This is a genomic window from Streptomyces sennicomposti (assembly GCF_019890635.1).
GTDB lineage: Bacteria > Actinomycetota > Actinomycetes > Streptomycetales > Streptomycetaceae > Streptomyces > Streptomyces sennicomposti.
In genome coordinates, this window is record NZ_JAIOAB010000132.1 from 1 (window position 1) to 1,523 (window position 1,523).

General features: G+C 67.4%; 2 protein-coding genes. Both read left to right on the forward strand.

The genetic code is table 11. The features are described 5' to 3' along the window. On the forward strand, positions 1–627 hold a 627-nt coding region (locus tag K7787_RS31380), incomplete at its 5' end, for a carbohydrate ABC transporter permease (protein WP_223003710.1). After that, a partial coding sequence (locus K7787_RS31385; protein WP_223003711.1) for a carbohydrate ABC transporter permease occupies positions 620–1,523 on the forward strand: 904 nt, incomplete at its 3' end. The genes K7787_RS31380 and K7787_RS31385, both read left to right, overlap by 8 nt.

Sequence of the window (1,523 nt, forward strand, 5' to 3'; positions counted from 1 at the left end):
ACCGCCGCGATCTACCTGCAGGACACCTTCCGCGGCCGCGGACTGCTGCGCGCGGTCTTCCTCATCCCCTACGCCCTGCCCGTCTACGCGGCGGTGATCACCTGGGCGTTCATGTTCCAGCACGACAACGGCCTGGTGAACCACGTCCTGCACGACCAGCTCCACCTCACCGACCAGCCCTCCTTCTGGCTCATCGGCGACAACAGCTTCTACGCGCTGCTGACCGTCTCGGTGTGGAAGGGCTGGCCCTTCGCCTTCCTCATCGTCATGGCCGGCCTGCAGAACATCCCGCGTGAGCTGTACGAGGCCGCGGCCCTGGACGGGGCGGGCATGTGGCAGCAGATCCGCCGCATCACCCTGCCCTCCCTGCGCCCGGTCAACCAGGTCCTGGTCCTGGTGCTGTTCCTGTGGACGTTCAACGACTTCAACACCCCCTACGTCCTGTTCGGCAAGTCCGCGCCCGAGGCCGCCGACCTCATCTCCGTGCACATCTACCAGTCCTCGTTCGTCACCTGGAACTTCGGCACCGGCTCGGCCATGTCCGTCCTGCTGCTGCTGTTCCTCCTCGTGGTGACCGGCGTCTACCTGCTGCTGACCAGCCGGGGAAGGAAGACCGCCGATGTCTGACACCACCCTCACCGAACCCCGCCCCGCCGCCGCTGCCGCCCGGCCGGCACGCTCCCCGATGGCGCCGCCGCGCTCGTTCCACTGGTCGCGGCGGGTGTTTCTCACGCTGCTGACGGCGTTCGTGCTGGTGCCGGTCTATGTGATGGTGTCCAGCTCGCTGAAGCCGCTGCAGGACGTGTCGGGGAAGTTCCGGTGGCTGCCCAGCGGGCTGACGGTCCGCCCGTACATCGACATCTGGTCCACGATCCCCCTGGCCCGCTACTTCACCAACTCCCTCATCGTGGCGGGCGCGGCGACCGTCGGGTCGGTGGTGATCGCGGTGTTCGCCGCGTACGCGGTCAGCCGCTACTCCTTCCGCGGCAAGCGCGTCTTCACCGTCACGGTCCTGTCCACCCAGATGTTCCCCGGCATCCTCTTCCTCCTCCCGCTGTTCCTCCTCTACGTGAACATCGGGAACGCGACGGGGATCGCGTTGTTCGGGTCGCGGGGCGGGCTGATCCTGACGTATCTGACGTTCACGCTGCCGTTCTCGATCTGGATGCTGATCGGGTACTTCGACTCGGTGCCCAAGGATCTGGACGAGGCCGCCATGGTGGACGGGTGCGGGCCGCTGGGCGCTTTGTTCCGGGTCGTGGTGCCGGCGGCGATCCCGGGGATCGTCGCGGTCGCGGTGTACGCGTTCATGACCGCGTGGGGCGAGGTGCTGTTCGCCTCCGTGATGACCAACGACACCACCCGCACCCTCGCCGTCGGTCTCCAGGGCTACTCCACGCTCAACGACGTGTACTGGAACCAGATCATGGCCGCCTCCCTCGTCGTCAGCGTCCCGGTGGTCGCCGGCTTCCTCCTCCTCCAGCGCTACCTCGTCGCCGGACTCACCGCGGGCGCCGTCAAGT